This window comes from Streptomyces sp. BBFR51, assembly GCF_044591655.1.
GTDB lineage: Bacteria > Actinomycetota > Actinomycetes > Streptomycetales > Streptomycetaceae > Streptomyces.
The window spans coordinates 6,042,834-6,058,024 of record NZ_CP172448.1; the positions used below are offsets into that span (position 1 = coordinate 6,042,834).

The 15,191-nt window shown below is 71.1% G+C and carries 13 protein-coding genes; 11 read left to right on the forward strand and 2 right to left on the reverse strand.

Annotated features, from left to right (window positions below):
• Nucleotides 1-40: 40 nt before the first annotated feature.
• The 8 genes from ACGH7X_RS27750 to mutM all read left to right on the forward strand — a co-directional run bounded on the left by ACGH7X_RS27750 (nt 41) and on the right by mutM (nt 8,441).
• The gene (locus ACGH7X_RS27750) at nt 41-3,277 is read left to right on the forward strand and encodes a helicase-related protein (protein ID WP_399889500.1); all 3,237 of its coding nucleotides are present in this window, start codon (nt 41-43) and stop codon (nt 3,275-3,277) included.
• Nucleotides 3,278-3,332: 55 nt separating this feature from the next.
• Entirely contained in the window at nt 3,333-3,920 is a 588-nt protein-coding gene (gene rsmD, locus ACGH7X_RS27755; protein ID WP_399889503.1) for a 16S rRNA (guanine(966)-N(2))-methyltransferase RsmD, read from the forward strand.
• Nucleotides 3,921-3,946: 26 nt separating this feature from the next.
• Entirely contained in the window at nt 3,947-4,426 is a 480-nt protein-coding gene (coaD, locus tag ACGH7X_RS27760) for a pantetheine-phosphate adenylyltransferase (RefSeq protein WP_399889506.1), read from the forward strand.
• 121 nt (nt 4,427-4,547) lie between these two features.
• Nucleotides 4,548-5,651, forward strand: a complete 1,104-nt coding sequence (locus ACGH7X_RS27765; protein WP_399889509.1) for a cell division initiation protein — start codon at nt 4,548-4,550, stop codon at nt 5,649-5,651.
• Between the two features lie 143 nt (nt 5,652-5,794).
• Entirely contained in the window at nt 5,795-6,448 is a 654-nt protein-coding gene (locus tag ACGH7X_RS27770; protein ID WP_399889512.1) for a YceD family protein, read from the forward strand.
• A gap of 2 nt (nt 6,449-6,450) precedes the next feature.
• Complete coding sequence (gene rpmF, locus ACGH7X_RS27775; RefSeq protein WP_006139588.1) at nt 6,451-6,624, forward strand: 50S ribosomal protein L32; 174 nt, start codon at nt 6,451-6,453, stop codon at nt 6,622-6,624.
• A gap of 7 nt (nt 6,625-6,631) precedes the next feature.
• Nucleotides 6,632-7,468: a ribonuclease III gene (rnc, locus tag ACGH7X_RS27780; RefSeq protein WP_399889515.1), complete on the forward strand. Its 837-nt coding sequence runs from the start codon at nt 6,632-6,634 to the stop codon at nt 7,466-7,468.
• Between the two features lie 112 nt (nt 7,469-7,580).
• The gene (gene mutM, locus ACGH7X_RS27785) at nt 7,581-8,441 is read left to right on the forward strand and encodes a bifunctional DNA-formamidopyrimidine glycosylase/DNA-(apurinic or apyrimidinic site) lyase (protein WP_399889518.1); all 861 of its coding nucleotides are present in this window, start codon (nt 7,581-7,583) and stop codon (nt 8,439-8,441) included.
• Here the strand turns inward: mutM and ACGH7X_RS27790 are convergent.
• A complete protein-coding gene (locus ACGH7X_RS27790) occupies nt 8,431-8,835 on the reverse strand; it encodes a winged helix-turn-helix transcriptional regulator (protein ID WP_399889521.1) in 405 nt (134 codons plus the stop codon). The two genes, mutM and ACGH7X_RS27790, sit on opposite strands and share 11 nt — an antisense overlap.
• Nucleotides 8,836-8,907: 72 nt before the next feature.
• A complete protein-coding gene (locus ACGH7X_RS27795) occupies nt 8,908-10,107 on the reverse strand; it encodes a CAP domain-containing protein (RefSeq protein WP_399889524.1) in 1,200 nt (399 codons plus the stop codon).
• Between the two features lie 182 nt (nt 10,108-10,289).
• On the opposite strand from ACGH7X_RS27795, the gene ACGH7X_RS27800 reads away from it, so the two are divergent.
• From ACGH7X_RS27800 to smc, 3 genes are all read left to right on the forward strand, one after another.
• The gene (locus ACGH7X_RS27800; RefSeq protein ID WP_399889527.1) at nt 10,290-10,571 is read left to right on the forward strand and encodes an acylphosphatase; all 282 of its coding nucleotides are present in this window, start codon (nt 10,290-10,292) and stop codon (nt 10,569-10,571) included.
• Nucleotides 10,572-10,950: 379 nt separating this feature from the next.
• The gene (locus ACGH7X_RS27805; protein ID WP_003973418.1) at nt 10,951-11,163 is read left to right on the forward strand and encodes a hypothetical protein; all 213 of its coding nucleotides are present in this window, start codon (nt 10,951-10,953) and stop codon (nt 11,161-11,163) included.
• A 281-nt stretch (nt 11,164-11,444) separates the two neighbouring features.
• Entirely contained in the window at nt 11,445-14,999 is a 3,555-nt protein-coding gene (gene smc, locus ACGH7X_RS27810; protein ID WP_399889529.1) for a chromosome segregation protein SMC, read from the forward strand.
• The last annotated feature ends 192 nt before the right edge of the window (nt 15,000-15,191 follow it).

Consider the following 15,191-nt stretch of genomic DNA (forward strand, 5'->3'; position numbering starts at 1 on the left):
CCCGGGAGGTGTCGGGCCGATGTCAGTGGCGTGGTGTGCAATGGATCTCGTGCCCGCACTGCGAGAACCCCTGAAGAAGGTACTCGGCCCCGCCACCGCGAAGGTGATGGCCGAGCACCTCGGCCTGCACACCGTCGGCGACCTCCTCCACCACTACCCCCGTAGATACGAGGAGCGCGGCCAGCTCACCCACCTCGCCGACCTGCCCATGGACGAGCACGTCACGGTGGTGGCCCAGGTCGCCGACGCCCGCCTGCACACCTTCGCCTCGTCGAAGGCCCCGCGCGGCAAGGGGCAGCGCCTCGAAGTGACCATCACGGACGGCAGCGGCCGCCTCCAACTGGTCTTCTTCGGCAACGGCGTCCACAAGCCCCACAAGGAACTCCTGCCGGGCACCCGCGCGATGTTCGCGGGCAAGGTCTCCGTCTTCAACCGCCGCATGCAACTGGCGCATCCGGCATACGAGTTGCTGCGCGCCGACGACGAGGGCGACGCCGCCGAGAGCGTCGAGTCGTGGGCGGGCGCCCTCATCCCCCTCTACCCGGCCACCGCCAAACTGGAGTCCTGGAAGATCGGCAAGGCGATCCAGACGGTGCTGCCCAGCGCGCAGGAGGCCGTCGACCCCCTCCCCGGCGCCCTGCGCGAGGGCCGGGGCCTGGTCCCCCTCCCCGAGGCCCTCCTCAAGATCCACCGCCCGCACACCAAGGCGGACGTCGAGGACGCCCGCGCCCGCCTGAAGTGGGACGAGGCCTTCGTCCTCCAGGTGGCCCTCGCCCGCCGCCGGCACGCCGACGCCCAACTCCCGGCGGTGGCCCGCAAGGCCAAGCAGGACGGCCTCCTGACATCCTTCGACGCCCGCCTTCCCTTCACCCTGACCGAGGGCCAGCAGAAGGTGTCCAGGGAGATCTTCGACGACCTCGCCACCGAACACCCGATGCACCGGCTGCTCCAGGGAGAAGTCGGTTCGGGGAAGGCTCAGCCTCTCGACGCGCTGGTGCTCACACCCGCCGGTTTCCGCCGCATGGGGGATTTGGGGGTGGGAGACGAACTGGTCGTGCCGGACGGAGACATCGCGCTGATCAACGGTGTCTTCCCGCAGGGCGAGCGTGATGTCTGGAGGTTGGTCCTTTCCGACGGCAGCTCCGTGGAGTGCGACGACGAGCATCTCTGGATCGTCGGCACGAGCTGTGGATGGCACCGTGGCCAACCTCCCAAGATCATGACGACGCGGGAGATCCGCCTGGACACCTTCAAGGCCAACGGCTCTTCGAAGTGGTATCTCCCAGTAGCCACCCCGGTTGATCTCGGGGGCGACTCCGGGCTCCCTCTCGATCCGTACCTGTTCGGCCTCCTCCTGGGCGACGGCTCATTCCGGCACGACCTGCGCGTTTCCACGATCGACGCCGAGATCCGCGACGCAGTGGCGGCGGCCGTGGCACCCGAGTGTCGACTGGTCCCGGTGAAGGGATCACGCTGTGATTACACGATCCAACCGACCCGCCGTATGGGCGGCGCCCGCAATCCAGTGATTCAGGCCCTGCGGGACCTGAGCCTTTGGGGCGTGGCGTCGCATGGCAAGTTCGTTCCCGAAGCGTTCAAGAACACGTCGATCAAGAACCGTCTGGCTGTGCTCCAAGGGCTCATGGACACCGACGGCACCGTCCATACGGGCGGCTTCGGTGCCTCGTTCTGCTCGGCTTCGCGGACGCTTGCAGAGGACGTCGCCTGGCTGGCGCGCTCGCTGGGAGGTCGGGCACGGATCTTGCCGAAGCGAGCGGCGTTCAACGTCTCCGTGTCCCTGCCCGATGTGTACGCCCCGTTCAGGCTGACACGCAAAGCCGAGCAGCTAGGTCCCCGCCCGAAGGACAACACGTTCCGACGCGCGATTCGGGCCGTCGAGTACGTGGGGCGGAAGCCGGTCCAGTGCATCAGCGTCGGCCATCCGAGCCATGCCTACATCACCGACAACTTCACAGTCACGCACAACACCATGGTGGCCCTGCGCGCCATGCTCGCCGTCGTCGACTCGGGCGGGCAGGCCGTGATGCTGGCGCCCACCGAGGTGCTCGCCCAGCAGCACCACCGGTCGGTCGTCGAGATGATGGGCGAGCTGGCCGAGGGAGGCATGCTGGGCGGCGCCGAGCACGCCACCAAGGTGGTGCTGCTCACCGGGTCCATGGGCGCCGCCGCCCGTCGGCACGCCCTGCTCGACCTGGCCACCGGCGAGGCCGGCATCGTCATCGGCACCCACGCGCTGATCGAGGACAAGGTGCAGTTCGACGACCTCGGCCTGGTCGTCGTCGACGAACAGCACCGCTTCGGCGTCGAGCAGCGCGACGCCCTGCGCGGCAAGGGGAAGCAGCCCCCGCACCTGCTCGTCATGACCGCCACGCCCATCCCGCGCACCGTCGCCATGACCGTCTTCGGCGACCTGGAGACCTCCGTCCTGGACCAGCTCCCGGCCGGCCGGTCCCCGATCGCCAGCCATGTCGTCCCGGCCGCCGACAAACCGCACTTCCTCGCCCGGGCCTGGGAGCGGGTCCGCGAGGAGGTGTCGAACGGCCACCAGGGATACGTCGTGTGCCCGCGCATCGGCGACGAGGACGACGACCCGAAGAAGAAGGCCGCACAGCGCACGTCGCCCGAGGACGACGCCGAGAAGCGGCCGCCGCTCGCCGTCCTGGACGTCGCCGACCAGCTGGCGAAGGGGCCGCTGAAGGGGCTCAGGGTCGAGATCCTGCACGGCCGCATGCAGCCCGACGACAAGGACGCGGTCATGCGCCGCTTCGCCGCCGGGGAGAGCGACGTCCTGGTCGCCACGACGGTCATCGAGGTCGGGGTGAACGTGCCCAACGCCACCGCGATGGTGATCATGGACGCCGACCGCTTCGGCGTCTCCCAGCTGCACCAGCTGCGCGGCCGGGTCGGGCGGGGTTCCGCTCCCGGCCTGTGCTTGCTGGTCAGCGAGATGCCCGAGGCGAGCGCGGCCCGGCAGCGGCTGAACGCCGTCGCGGGCACCCTCGACGGCTTCGAGCTCTCCCGCATCGACCTCGAACAGCGCCGCGAGGGCGACGTCCTCGGCCAGGCCCAGTCCGGCGCCCGCACCTCGCTGCGCGTGCTCGCCGTCATCGAGGACGAGGAGATCATCGCCGAGGCCAGACAGGAGGCGGCCGCGGTCGTCGCCGCCGACCCGGAGCTGACCGGCCTGCCGGGCCTGCGGACGGCTCTGGACGCCCTGCTGGACGAGGAGCGCGAGCAGTACCTGGAGAAGGGCTGACAGACTGGCGACGGACGCCGTCCGTACACCCGAGCACACCGACAAGGACCCAGAAATGACCCGCGTGATCGCCGGCAAGGCCGGCGGACGTCGCCTGGCCGTCCCGCCGGGGACCGGTACCCGTCCCACCTCCGACCGCGCGCGCGAGGGCCTCTTCTCCACCTGGCAGTCCCTGCTCGGCGGCCCGCTGGACGGCGAGCGGGTCCTCGACCTGTACGCGGGTTCCGGCGCCGTCGGTCTGGAGGCGCTGTCCCGCGGCGCGGCACACGTGCTGCTCGTCGAGGCCGACGCCCGGGCCGCCCGCACGGTCCGGGAGAACGTCAAGAGCCTCGGCCTGCCCGGCGCCGAGGCAAGGGCGGGCAAAGCGGAACAGATCATCCGCACCCCGGCCCCGGCCGAGCCGTACGACATCGTCTTCCTGGACCCGCCGTACGCCGTCTCGGACGACGATCTTCGGGAGATCCTGCTCACACTCCGTACGCAGGGGTGGCTCGCCGGGGAAGCGCTCGTCACCGTGGAGCGCAGCACCAGGGGAGGCGAATTCCGCTGGCCCCAGGGCTTCGACGCGATCCGGGCCCGTCGCTACGGCGAGGGAACGTTTTGGTACGGTCGCGCCGCCTCTACGTGCGAAGACGCACGATGACCGGACCGGAGAGCGAGGGAACTCTAGTGCGCCGCGCCGTCTGTCCCGGGTCGTTCGACCCGATCACCAACGGACATCTCGACATCATCGCCCGTGCCTCGAGCCTCTATGACGAGGTCTACGTCGCCGTGATGATCAACCAGGCCAAGAAGGGCCTGTTCGAGATCGAGGAGCGGATGGACCTCATCCGCCAGGTCACCGCCGAGTACGGGAACGTGCGCGTGGAGTCCTTCCACGGCCTCCTCGTCGACTTCTGCAAGCAGCGCGAGATCCCGGCCATCGTCAAGGGCCTGCGCGCGGTCAGCGACTTCGACTACGAACTGCAGATGGCCCAGATGAACAACGGCCTCTCCGGTGTGGAGACCCTGTTCATCCCCACCAACCCCACCTACAGCTTCCTGTCGTCCTCCCTGGTCAAGGAGGTCGCGACCTGGGGCGGCGACGTGTCCCACCTGGTGCCGCCGCTGGTCCTCGAAGTCCTCTCGGAGCGACTGAAGAAGCACTGACCGCGCCGCCGTACAGCCTCCGGAGACCGACAACCCGTCACCCGGTGTCCCCGGGACACCCCAGGGTCGTACAGTCGTCCCGTCCGTCTCCAACACAGCTGTAGAGAGTGGCGAGCACACGGTGGACGTGCAGAACAAGCTCGACGAGATCACCGCGATGGTCTCCGGCGCCCGCGCCATGCCCATGTCGGCCTCGTGCGTGGTCAACCGCGCCGAACTGCTCTCGATGCTGGAAGAGCTGCGCGCCGAGCTGCCCGGTTCCCTCGCCCAGGCCCAGGAACTGATCGGCGACCGCGAGCAGATGGTCGCGCAGGCCCGCCAGGAGGCCGACCGGATCATCGAGGGCGCGCACGCCGAACGCGGTTCCCTGATCGCCGACACGGAGGTCGCCCGCCGCTCCCAGGCCGAGGCCGACCGGATCCTCGCCGAGGCCAGGCAGGAGGCCGAGGAGGTCCGCGCCGAGGCCGACGACTACGTCGACTCCAAGCTCGCCAACTTCGAGGTCGTCCTCACCAAGACCCTCGGCTCCGTCGGCCGTGGCCGCGAGAAGCTGCTCGGCACCGGACCCGGCCTCGACGAGAACGGCTACGAGGACGAGGACGCCCCCGAGCGCAGCCACGACCCCGAGACCCTGCGCCGCGACGCCGACTCCTACGTCGACACCAAGCTCGGTGCCTTCGAGGCCGTGCTTGCCAAGACCCTGGACGCCGTCGGCCGCGGCCGCCAGAAGCTGCACGGCCGGATCGCCACCGACGACCTCGGCGCCCTCGCGGACGACCTGAGCACCGTCCAGCACTCCAGCGACGCCGACTACCTCGCGGGCCTCTCGGACGCCCCCGTCGAGCAGCCCCGCCGGCCCCAGTACGGCGAGCAGCAGCCCGTGGCCGCCCAGGTGCCGCCGCAGGCCGTGCCGGAGATGCCGCAGCAGGAGCCGGCGTACGGCTACGCACAACAGCAGCCCGATCCGTACGCGGCCTACCAGCAGGCCTACGGCGGCCAGCAGGACCCGTACGGCTACCAGCAGCAGGGCGCCGACCCCTACTCCTACCAGGGCTACGACGCCCAGCAGCAGGCGTACGACGCACAGCAGGGCTACGCCCAGCCCCAGCAGCCGCAGCAACCCCCGCAGGCCCAGCCGCAGGCGCTCGACGAGACCAGCCTCTTCGACACCGGCATGATCAGCGCCGAGCAGCTGAGGGCCTACGAACAGGGGCGCGGGCTCTAGCCGGGCGGGCCGCCCCGGCCCGGATTGGGACGAGAGCGAATGGTCCAGTATCCTGGCTCTTCGGTCGCGCGTACGTCCGCGATCGCCGCTGCCCGGGAACACCGAAGGGCGGCACCCCCACACCACGAAGACCGAAAGCAGGAATGGTTCTGAACGCGCGCCTCGACCACCGCAACCCCCTCGTGTTCGACACACACGAGCTGGGGCGGCGGCCCGGTGCGCTCCAGCGCCTGACCCGCACGGTCGACGCTCCCAAGGACTTCGGTCTCCAGGGAGTCATCGGAGTGCCGGAAGGCGCCCCGGTGGAGCTCGATCTCCGGCTCGAGTCGGTCATGGAAGGGGTGCTCGTCACGGGCACCGCCCGTGCCAAGGCCGAGGGGGAGTGCGTAAGGTGTCTGGAGCCGCTGGAGCAGCAGCTCGAAGCGGACTTCCAGGAGATGTTCTCGTACCCTGACGCCGACGACCGGGGCCGCCCTGTGGCGGAGCCGGCCGACGACGCCGAGGAAGACGAGGACAGGCTCTTCGTCGAGGACGGTCTGATCGGCCTCGAACCCGTGCTGCGCGACGCGGTGGTGCTCGCACTGCCGATGCAGCCGGTGTGCCAGGACGACTGCCCGGGTCTGTGCTCCGAATGCGGAGTACGCCTGGCGGACGACCCGGAACACCACCACGCCGCCGTCGACATCCGTTGGGCGGCATTGCAGGGACTCGCCGGTTCACTCGAAGACGGCGAGAAGGACGAGATGAGCGGCGACGGGTCAGGATCCGCGGACGCCGCCGAGAAGCAGGAGAAGTAGCCGTGGCTGTTCCGAAGCGGAAGATGTCGCGCAGCAACACGCGCCACCGCCGGTCGCAGTGGAAGGCTGCGGTCCCCACCCTGGTTGCGTGCGAGCGCTGCCACGAGCCCAAGCTGCAGCACATCGCGTGCCCGGCTTGCGGCACTTACAACAAGCGCCAGGTCCTCGAGGTCTGAGCGGCTGGTGAGAGGCACTGTGTCAGTCCCCAAGAAGGCGGAAGACGCCAAGGCGGACCCACCCGCCAAGAAGAAGGCGGACACCCAGGCCTCGTCCCACACGCTTCTGGAAGGGCGGCTCGGCTATCAGCTCGAGTCCGCCCTTCTGGTGCGCGCACTGACCCACCGTTCCTACGCGTACGAGAACGGCGGTCTGCCGACGAACGAGCGGCTGGAGTTCCTCGGTGACTCCGTCCTCGGCCTCGTCGTCACGGACACGCTGTACCGCACCCACCCCGACCTGCCCGAAGGCCAGCTGGCCAAGTTGCGGGCCGCGGTGGTCAACTCGCGTGCGCTGGCTCAGGTGGGCCGTGGGCTGGAACTCGGCTCCTTCATCCGGCTCGGCCGCGGTGAAGAGGGCACGGGCGGCCGGGACAAGGCGTCCATCCTCGCCGACACCCTCGAAGCGGTGATCGGCGCGGTCTATCTCGACCAGGGCCTCGACGCGGCCTCCGAACTGGTGCACCGCCTGTTCGACCCGCTGATCGAGAAGTCCTCCAACCTCGGTGCCGGCCTGGACTGGAAGACCAGCCTCCAGGAACTCACCGCGACCGAAGGGCTCGGTGTCCCCGAGTACCTGGTCACGGAGACCGGCCCGGACCACGAGAAGACCTTCACTGCTGCCGCCCGCGTCGGAGGCGTCTCGTACGGCACCGGCACCGGCCGCAGCAAGAAGGAGGCGGAGCAGCAGGCCGCGGAATCCGCGTGGCGGTCCATCCGGGCCGCGGCGGACGAGCGCGCCGAGGAGGAGGCGGCGGCCGAGCCGGCCGCCGAAGCCGCCGACGCACCGTCGGCCTCCGCCTGAGCCAACCGATCCACCTGATACACCGCACGTCCCGAACGCCCGCCCCCAAAACCGGGGCGGGCGTTCGGTTCGTCCACCGGCCCGGCCCGTCCGGACCGCCCGAGGGGATGCCATGCCCGAGTTGCCCGAGGTGGAGGTCGTCCGGCGCGGACTGGAGCGCTGGGTCGCCCACCGGACCGTCGCCGACGCCGAGGTGCTGCACCCGCGCGCGGTACGCCGGCACATCGCAGGGCCCGACGACTTCGCCGACCGCCTGAAGGGCCACCGCATCGGCACGCCGAGCCGCCGCGGCAAATACCTGTGGCTGCCCCTGGAGGACACCGACCAGGCGGTCCTGGCGCACCTCGGCATGAGCGGCCAGCTGCTGGTCCAGCCGCACGAGGCACCGGCCGAGAAACACCTGCGCGTCCGCGTCCGCTTCACCGACGCCCTCGGCACCGAACTCCGCTTCGTCGACCAGCGCACCTTCGGTGGTCTCTCCCTGCACGAGACCACCCCCGACGGGCTGCCCGACGTCATCGGGCACATCGCCCGCGACCCGCTCGACCCGCTCTTCGACGACGAGGCGTTCCACCTGGCCCTGCGCCGCAAGCGCACCACGGTCAAACGGGCCCTGCTCGACCAGTCCCTGATCAGCGGCGTCGGCAACATCTACGCGGACGAGGCCCTGTGGCGCGCCCGCCTGCACTACGAACGCCCCACGGCGACCCTCACCCGCCCCCGCACCACCGAACTCCTCGGCCACGTCCGGGACGTGATGAACGCAGCCCTCGCCGTCGGCGGCACCAGCTTCGACAGCCTCTACGTCAACGTCAACGGCGAGTCCGGCTTCTTCGACCGCTCGCTCGACGCGTACGGCCGCGAGGGCCTGCCCTGCCGCCGCTGCGCCACACCGATGCGGCGCAGCCCGTGGATGAACCGCTCCAGCTACTTCTGCCCGAAGTGCCAGCGGCCGCCGAGGATCACGCCGTAGGCATCCGCTGCGCGTCGTACCGCTCGCGCGACGCCAGCACCTCGTCCATCCGGCCTTCCAGGCACTGGATGAGCGCCATCAGCCGCTCGGCCACCTCGCGACCCAGCGGCGTGAGCTCGTAGTCCACGCGAGGCGGGTTGGTGGGCTGGGCCTCGCGGTGCACCAGCCCGTCGCGCTCCAGCGCGTGCAGGGTCTGGGCGAGCATCTTCTCGCTGACGCCGTCGACACGGCGCCGCAGCTCGTTGAACCGGAACGAGGTCTCGTACAGCGCGCCGAGCGTCAGCGCGCCCCAGCGCCCCGTGACGTGCTCCAGGGTGCCGCGCGAGGGACAGGCCCGGGAGAACACGTCGTACGGCAGGTCCTGCTCCGCCGTGCGCTCCTGCGTGGTCGACATACCTCCAGCGTACGTGAGCGCAGCGCTGCGCCGCAGGTTGCGCTGAGCGGGCGGCAGTGCTGTCGGGAGTGATCAGTAGCCGAAGTCCTGTGTCCACCAGGGGCCGCCGGAGCCGAAGTGGACTCCGACTCCCAGTGTCTGGAAGTCGCAGTTCAGGATGTTGGCCCGGTGGCCGGGGCTGTCCATCCAGGCGTCCATGACGGCCTGGGCGTCGGCCTGGCCGCGGGCTATGTTCTCGCCCCCGAGGCCGCTTATGCCGGCTGCCGCCGCGCGGTCCCAGGGGGTGGCGCCGCCGGGGTCGGTGTGGTCGAAGAAGCCCCCGGTGGCCATGGCCTCGCTGAAGTCCTCGGCCAGTTCGCGCAGGGCGCTGTTCGCGGCCACCGGGCTGCAGCCCACCTTGGCCCGTTCGTCGTTGACCAGCTTGAGCACCTGCGCCTGGGCGACGGCCTCCTGGGAGACGGCGGCGGGCGCGCTCGGCCTGGCGGGCTCCTTGGCGGCCGGACGCGAGGGGGTGGGCTTCGGCTTCGCGCTGGGCGTCGTCTTCGGCTTCTTGGTCTTCGACGGCGTCTCGGCGGGGGCGGCGGGCTTCGACGCCGGCGCCGACGGCGAGGGTGAGGCCGAGGACGGCGAGGGGGAGGGGGAGTCCTCGGACGAGGACTGCCCGGAGGGGGAGGACTGGGAGGGCGAGGAGGAGCGGTCGGCGCCTCGGCTCGTGGAGCCGTCGTCGCCGCGGCCGGGGGCGGCGCTTCCGGAGGTGCCGCCCTGCTCGGACGGGCTGTTCGTCGGGGCGTCCTGGGCCTGCACCCGGTCGCCCCCGCCGCTGCCGCCGCCGATCCGGTAGTTGTCGAGGCCGGGCACCGTGCCCGTGGCCACCGCCACCGTGCCGATGGCGACCGCGGCGGACACCCCGAGCAGACCCGTGCGGACCGGGGTGGCGGCCTTCTTCCGGCGGCGGTGCCCCGCCGCGGGCTGCGAGCCGGCGGCGGGCGCGTACCCGTCACGGGGAAAGGCGACCGTGCGGCCGGCCTGCGGGCCCTCGCCGTCCGGACCGTCCGGGCCCTGCGCCTCGAACAGGTAGGCGTCGCTCCTGGCGCGGACCTCGGCGTACGCCTCGGGGTTCAGATAGGGCGCGATCCCCATCGTGGGGGCCTCACCGGCGTCCCGAGCGGACTGATCGCGGCCCCGGCCCGGCGCCGTGCCGTCCGTATGGGGGCTTCCCTCGGCGCGGCCCGTGGCGGCGCGGCCGGCGGCGGAGCGTCGGTGGCGTCCCATGTCCTGGCCTTCCTCGTCCTCGTCCTCGCGCTGGGCGTGCCCTCACGGTTGACGTGCTCACGATCAACACGGAACTCACACGATCGAGTGAGTTTCAAGTGAGATTCATTGGGTCGGGACGGTACCGCATGGCGCCAGGGGGTGAAGTGTCCAGCGAGACATTGACTGGTTAGGTTGCAGTCATGAACGAGGATGTACGGCTGGTCGCGTGGGTGCGCGGACAGGTCCAGGGCGTGGGTTTCCGCTGGTTCACGCGGGCCAGGGCGCTGGAACTCGGCGGGATGAGTGGCTTTGCTCTCAATTTGGGCGACGGTCGCGTCCAGGTCGTCGCGGAGGGCCCGCGCGAGCGCTGCGAGGGACTGCTCGACTGGCTGCGCGGTGCCGACACGCCCGGACGCGTGGACGGCGTCACCGAGATCTGGGACACACCCCGCGGGGGCTACGAGGGCTTCGCCATCCGCTGACGCGCGGCCGCTCGGGGAGCCTCCGGCGCCCGCCGCGAGCCTCCCCACAGGGGTGGCCGGAGCGAAAACGGGCAGGTGGTTGCCAAGGGCGGCCGCTCGTGGCAGGCTCCGCACGCAGAATGATCGCCGTGCCCCCAGGGGCCCGCTGGAGTCGCAGCGTCGCCGTTCGCCGGCCGCATGCCCCCGGGCGCCCGCCGATACGGGGCGTGATCGTGTTGACCGTCAAACTTTTTGGTGAGACTCTGAAAGCCCCGCGCACCTTAGCTGTTTGGCATGGTTGAACGGCAGTAAAAACTCCAAAGTGCCAAGCACCGCGGGTGCGATTCCCTCACGACCCACACCGCTTCGGTCGGTCACTCATTGTGGAGGACCATCCATCATGGCAAAGGCGCTTCTCGGTTACGTCGGCGGCTCCGACCCTCGACTCCTCGCCGAGATGCGACGGCTCCAGCAGCGCGTCCAGGACCTGGAATCCGAACTCGGACGAATCCAGGCGGAGAACGACGCGTTGGCGGCTGCCGCTTCTCACGACAGGATCATGGAGAGCATGGAGAGCGTTGACGCACACCAGGCGGAGCCTGCGCTCACCTGATCACTGCCTCGCTCCACTACGGCACAGCAGTGGTCGGGCCCGCCCGTACAACCGCTCAGGTGTCAGAGTCTGCAAGGGACGCTTCGGCGTCCCTTCTTTCTTTCCGCCCCCCGTCTCGGCGCCCGTGCCGCCCGGTCTGCTCTGCCGGCCCGCGCTTTCCCTGCCCCGCGCAACCTTTCACCCTCTTCAACGTCTGATGTGCCCTGCACGTTCACCGGTGAAACCGCGGCGGTTCACCGGTTCATGGAGTGAGACACACCCGGAAGGTAGAGTCCGACGGCGTGCACCTGAAGGCCCTGACCCTCCGCGGGTTCAAGTCGTTCGCCTCGGCGACCACGCTCCGGTTCGAGCCCGGCATCACCTGTGTCGTCGGCCCGAACGGCTCGGGCAAGTCCAACGTCGTCGACGCGCTCAGCTGGGTCATGGGCGAACAGGGCGCCAAGTCGCTGCGCGGCGGCAAGATGGAGGACGTCATCTTCGCCGGCACCACCGGCCGCCCGCCGCTCGGCCGGGCCGAGGTGTCGCTGACCATCGACAACTCCGACGGGGCCCTGCCCATCGAGTACGCCGAGGTCACCATCACGCGGATCATGTTCCGCAACGGCGGCAGCGAGTACCAGATCAACGGCGACACCTGCCGCCTCCTGGACATCCAGGAACTCCTCTCCGACTCCGGCATCGGCCGCGAGATGCACGTCATCGTCGGCCAGGGCCAGCTCGACTCCGTCCTGCACGCCGACCCGATGGGACGCCGCGCCTTCATCGAGGAGGCCGCGGGCGTCCTCAAGCACCGCAAGCGCAAGGAGAAGGCGCTCAGGAAACTGGACGCGATGCAGGCCAATCTCGCGCGCGTGCAGGACCTCACCGACGAGCTGCGGCGCCAGCTCAAGCCGCTGGGCCGGCAGGCCGCGGTCGCCAGAAGGGCCGCCGTCATCCAGGCCGACCTCCGCGACGCCCGGCTGAGGCTCCTCGCCGACGACCTCGTACGGATGCGCGAGGCGCTCCAGGCCGAGATCGCCGACGAGGCCGCGCTCAAGGAACGCAAGGACGCCGCCGAACAGGAACTGGGCCGGGCGCTGCGCCGCGAGGCGGACCTCGAGGACGAAGTGCGCCGGCTCACCCCGCGCCTCCAGCGCGCCCAGCAGACCTGGTACGAGCTGTCCCAGCTCGCCGAACGCGTGCGCGGCACCATCTCGCTGGCGGACGCGCGGGTTAAGAGTGCCACCTCCGCGCCCCCCGAGGAGCGCCGCGGCCGCGACCCGGAGGAACTGGAGCGCGAGGCCGCACGGGTCCGCGAGCAGGAGGCGGAACTCGAAGCGGCCCTCGAGGCGGCCGAACACGCCCTTGAGGACACGGTCGCCCACCGCGCCGACCTCGAACGCGAGCTGGCCATGGAGGAGCGCCGCCTCAAGGACGCCGCACGCGCCATCGCCGACCGGCGCGAGGGCCTGGCCCGCCTCAACGGCCAGGTCGGCGCCGCCCGGTCCCGTGCCGCCTCAGCCCAGGCCGAGATCGAGCGGCTGGCCGAAGCCCGGGACGAGTCCCGGGAACGGGCTGCCGCGGCCCAGGAGGAGTACGAGACGCTCCAGGCCGAGGTCGACGGACTCGACGCCGACGACCGGGAACTGGCCGAACGGCACGACGCCGCCAGGCACGCGCTGGCCGGGGCCGAGGCCACCCTGAGCGCGGCCCGCGAGGCGGCCACCGCGGCGGAACGCGAACACGCCGCCACCCGGGCCCGGCACGACGCCCTCGCGCTCGGACTGCGCCGCAAGGACGGCACCGGCGCGCTGCTTTCCGCCAAGGACCGGCTCACCGGCCTGCTCGGCCCGGCCGCCGGACTCCTCACCGTGACGCCCGGCCACGAGACCGCCCTGGCCACCGCCTTCGGCGCCGCCGCCGACGCCCTCGCGGTGACCTCCCCGGCGGCCGCCGCCGACGCCATCCGCCTGCTGCGCAAGCAGGACGCGGGCCGGGCCGCCCTGCTGCTCGCCGGCACCCCGGACGACGTACCGCGCGAGCACCGCGACGACGGACCGCCGTACGCCGCCGACCTCGTCCACGGGCCCGCCGACCTGATGCCAGCCGTACGGCGGCTGCTGCGCGGGATCGTCGTCGTCGCCACCCTGGAGGACGCCGAGGAACTCGTCTATGCACGCCCCGCGCTGACCGCCGTCACCGCCGAGGGCGACCTGCTGGGCGCCCACTTCGCGCAGGGCGGGTCCGCCGGGGCGCCCAGCCTCCTCGAAGTACAGGCGTCCGTGGACCAGGCCGCCGCCGAGCTGGAGGAGCTGGGCGTGCGGTGCGAGGAGCTGGCCGGAGCGCAGGAGGCGGCCGTCGGACGGCGCCGGGAGTGTGCCGCGCTCGTCGAGGAGCTGGGGGAGCGGCGCCGGACCGCCGACCGGGAGAAGTCGTCGGTCGCCCAGCAGCTGGGCCGGCTCGCGGGCCAGGCGCGGGGCGCCGCCGGAGAGGCGGAACGCTCCGCCGCCGCCGCGGCCCGGGCGCAGGAGGCGCTGGACAGGGCGCTGACGGAGGTCGAGGAGCTGGCCGAGCGGCTCGCCGTCGCAGAGGAGATGCCGGTCGAGGAGGAGCCCGACACCGCCGCCCGCGACCGGCTCGCCGCCGACGGAGCCAACGCCCGCCAGACCGAGATGGAGGCCCGCCTCCAGGTCCGTACCCATGAGGAGCGGGTCAAGGGACTCGCCGGACGGGCCGACTCCCTGGACCGCGCCGCCCGCGCCGAACGCGAGGCACGCGCGCGTGCCGAACAGCGGCGGGCCAGGCTGCGGCACGAGGCGGCCGTCGCCGAGGCGGTCGCGGCGGGTGCCCGGCAGCTGCTCGCGCACGTCGAGGTCTCCCTGACCCGCGCCGACGAGGAGCGCACCCTCGCCGAGGCCGCCAAGGCCCGGCGCGAACAGGAGCTGACCGCCGCGCGCACCGCCGGGCGCGACCTCAAGGCGGAGCTGGACAAGTTGACGGATTCAGTTCACCGGGGCGAGGTACTCGGCGCCGAGAAGCGGCTGCGCATCGAGCAGCTGGAGACCAAGGCGCTGGAGGAACTCGGTGTGGAACCGGCGGGGCTCGCGGCCGAGTACGGCCCCCATCAAGAGGTGCCGCCCTCGCCCCCCGCCGAGGGCGAGGAACTCCCGGAGGACCCCGAGCACCCGCGCAACCGGCCCCGGCCCTTCGTCCGCTCCGAGCAGGAGAAGCGGCTGAAGGCGGCCGAACGCGCCTACCAGCAGCTGGGGAAGGTCAACCCGCTGGCGCTCGAGGAGTTCGCCGCGCTCGAGGAACGGCACCAGTTCCTCAGCGAGCAGCTGGAGGACCTGAAGAAGACCCGCGCCGACCTGCTCCAGGTCGTCAGGGAGGTCGACGAGCGCGTCGAGCAGGTCTTCACCGAGGCCTTCCGGGACACCGCCCGGGAGTTCGAGGGCGTGTTCAGCCGGCTGTTCCCGGGCGGTGAGGGGCGGCTGATCCTGACCGACCCCGACAACATGCTCACTACGGGCGTGGACGTCGAGGCCCGGCCCCCGGGCAAGAAGGTCAAACGGCTCTCGCTGCTCTCGGGCGGGGAGCGCTCGCTGACCGCGGTGGCGATGCTGGTGTCGATCTTCAAGGCGCGCCCGAGCCCGTTCTACGTGATGGACGAGGTCGAGGCGGCGCTCGACGACACCAACCTGCAGCGGCTGATCCGGATCATGCAGGAGCTGCAGGAGGCCTCGCAGCTGATCGTCATCACGCACCAGAAGCGCACGATGGAGGTCGCCGACGCGCTCTACGGCGTGTCCATGCAGGGCGACGGCGTGTCGAAGGTCATCAGCCAGCGGCTGCGCTAGCTGGGCACGTTAGCTTCAACTCTTGAACACATTCACCCCTCGTGGATCTCAAAACTCACAGCTCTCGCTCTATTGACTTCGAAACTTGAAGACATAGTCTCTGCAACGTTGCTTTTACCTTCAGGTCCCTTCCAATGGCACCGCGAAGGGTGAACCGCCCCGGCAGCGTTGCCGGTAGCCCGAGGAGTACAC

Excerpts from the sequence above, each read along its gene's own strand:
- ACGH7X_RS27790 (WP_399889521.1), bottom strand. The coding sequence starts at position 8,835 with ATGTCGACCACGCAGGAGCGCACGGCGGAGCAGGACCTGCCGTACGAC.
- ACGH7X_RS27770 (WP_399889512.1), top strand. The coding sequence starts at position 5,795 with ATGGTTCTGAACGCGCGCCTCGACCACCGCAACCCCCTCGTGTTCGAC.
- ACGH7X_RS27750 (WP_399889500.1), top strand. The coding sequence starts at position 41 with ATGGATCTCGTGCCCGCACTGCGAGAACCCCTGAAGAAGGTACTCGGC.
- ACGH7X_RS27805 (WP_003973418.1), top strand. The coding sequence starts at position 10,951 with ATGGCAAAGGCGCTTCTCGGTTACGTCGGCGGCTCCGACCCTCGACTC.
- ACGH7X_RS27800 (WP_399889527.1), top strand. The coding sequence starts at position 10,290 with ATGAACGAGGATGTACGGCTGGTCGCGTGGGTGCGCGGACAGGTCCAG.
- ACGH7X_RS27795 (WP_399889524.1), bottom strand. The coding sequence starts at position 10,107 with ATGGGACGCCACCGACGCTCCGCCGCCGGCCGCGCCGCCACGGGCCGC.
- mutM (WP_399889518.1), top strand. The coding sequence starts at position 7,581 with ATGCCCGAGTTGCCCGAGGTGGAGGTCGTCCGGCGCGGACTGGAGCGC.
- rsmD (WP_399889503.1), top strand. The coding sequence starts at position 3,333 with ATGACCCGCGTGATCGCCGGCAAGGCCGGCGGACGTCGCCTGGCCGTC.